This window comes from Streptomyces sp. ADMS (genome assembly GCF_033441795.1).
Classification (GTDB): Bacteria; Actinomycetota; Actinomycetes; order Streptomycetales; family Streptomycetaceae; genus Streptomyces.
Map to the genome: position 1 here is coordinate 1 of NZ_JAVFVX010000279.1, position 2,082 is coordinate 2,082.

1 protein-coding gene is annotated in these 2,082 nt (G+C 66.3%); it reads right to left on the reverse strand.

The features are described from left to right. Window positions 1-114 precede the first annotated feature (114 nt). The gene (gene ltrA, locus RB628_RS40325; RefSeq protein WP_318325617.1) at window positions 115-1,479 is read right to left on the reverse strand and encodes a group II intron reverse transcriptase/maturase; all 1,365 of its coding nucleotides are present in this window, start codon (window positions 1,477-1,479) and stop codon (window positions 115-117) included. Window positions 1,480-2,082 lie beyond the last annotated feature (603 nt).

Consider the following 2,082-nt stretch of genomic DNA (forward strand, 5'->3'; position numbering starts at 1 on the left):
TGTAAGGTCGGCCTGAGGCGCGGTTCTGGCCTTGCGACCAGCCCGTTTCCCCAGGCCGCCTTCCGAACCCGCCGTGCGGATCTCTCCGCAACGGGCTCTCCACGGTCACTGTCGTCAGGCGGGGTTCGTGAGAGGCCACGGGGATGGGATCTTGTTCCCCCGGTAGACGTAGCGGCATACCGTCACGCCTTGGATCCGGAAGTACTCGACCCCGTCAGCTGCGATCACCCACCGCCCGGAGGCGGTCTTCAGGTAGCGGCGCAACTGGCCCCAGTTCCAGCCGTGTCGGGCCCGCAGCATGTGGGCGAGTCTCCACCAGGTGAAGGCGTCCAGCTTGCTGAAGGTCCATTTGGCCACGGCATGTCGGAAGTAGTTGGCCCATCCGCGCATGATCTGGGCGAGCCTGATCAGCACGGACGCGAAGTCCCACTGCGATGACTTGTGCGTCAGGGCACGGATCTTCGCCCTCACCGATTTCAAGGGTCTGTCGGCGATGAAGGTGTAGATGTACCACTTGTTCGTTCCCCTCTTGCGCTTCCACCGGATGCGGAAGCCGAGGAAGTCGAACCCGTCGCCCATGTGCACGACCCTGGTCTTGGACGGCGACAGGCGCAGTCCCAGCGGGGCCAGCACGGCGGCGATCTCTTCGTACAGCGCTTCGGTGTCCTCGCGCGAACCGTGCACCAAGATCACGAAGTCGTCGGCGTAGCGGATGATCCGCCACGTCGGACGGCCTCTGGAGCGTCGGTAGGAGCGTTTACCGTTGGTCGACATCGTCCCGCCGGGCTTCCACGGTGCCATGACGTGCTCGTCGAGCACGGTCATCACCACGTTGAAGATCAACGGGGACAGGATGCCGCCTTGCGGCGTTCCGGTCATCGTGTCCTGACGTTCGCCGGGTTCGGTGAGGATCCCGGCCTTCAGGAACGCTTTGACCAGCGCCAGGACGCGCTTGTCCTTGACCCGTTTTCGCACCGCATCCATCACGGCGGTGTGTGCCACGGTGTCAAAGGCCGCCTCGATGTCCGCATCCAGCACCCAGCGATAACCCCGGGTGCCGAAGTGGTGGATCTCGGCGATCGCGTCATGGGCACGCCGCTTGGGCCGGAACCCGTAGGAGACCGGCAAGAAGTCGGCCTCGAAGATGGGCTCCAGCACCAGTTTCAGCGCGGCCTGCACGACCCGGTCCGTCAGGGAGGGAATCCCTAATCTACGGATCTTTCCCGACCCACCCGGCTTCGGGATCTTGCGTTCCCGTACCGGCAGCGGACGGAACGAGCCGTCCCGAAGGGCAGCTCGCAGGTCGTCCAGGAATCCGGGGACCCCGGTACTCGCCTCCACCCCGGCGACGGTCAGGCCGTCAATGCCCGGGGTGTTGGCGCCGAGGTTCCCGGCGACCCGGGACCACGCCACGATCAGCGTCGCCGGGTCGTGCACGAAGTTGAACAAGTCATCGAACCGGCGGCCGGAATCGGCCACCGCCCAACGGTGAAGCTTGGTCTGTATCTCCGCTACCTTCGTCCCGGGGCCTTTGCATCCCGAGCCGTCGGCGTCGCCATTCGGCGTCGCGTCTTGCGGCATTACAGCCTCCAGTCCTTCTCGAAACCGCTGCCGCCCTTCCCCATGCGACCGGCTCTCCCGGCCTCGGAGTACTACGGCGGCTCCGCCCCGTCCCGGACCGATCGGCGGTCGACGCGCCCAGCCCCACCAGCCGCTGGCAGCGGCCGAGAAGGGCGAGACCCGGGACGGTTCCCGTGTTCACTGTGATTCGCTCGTCGAAGTAGGAGCCCGACTATGCCCCTGCGGCATCGCTGCGAGTACGCCGTAGACCTTCCTCGCAGCCTCCCTGGCAGCTCGTACCTACCGCCTCGGAAGTTCCCCGCCCACATGCCCGGCGGGTGCACACCGCTCCCGGCCCAGATCCGCCAGGTTCGAGCCGGTGCCTAATCAAGGGACTGTCACACGCCGGTTCCTCTCGTACTCCTCTCCGTCACGCTCGCCGAACCCGGACCGTCTGGCAGTACCGGCCCGTCCCGGCTTTGTCAGGGCTGCTCCCACCCTCCCCGGCGTCACCCGGCTCAA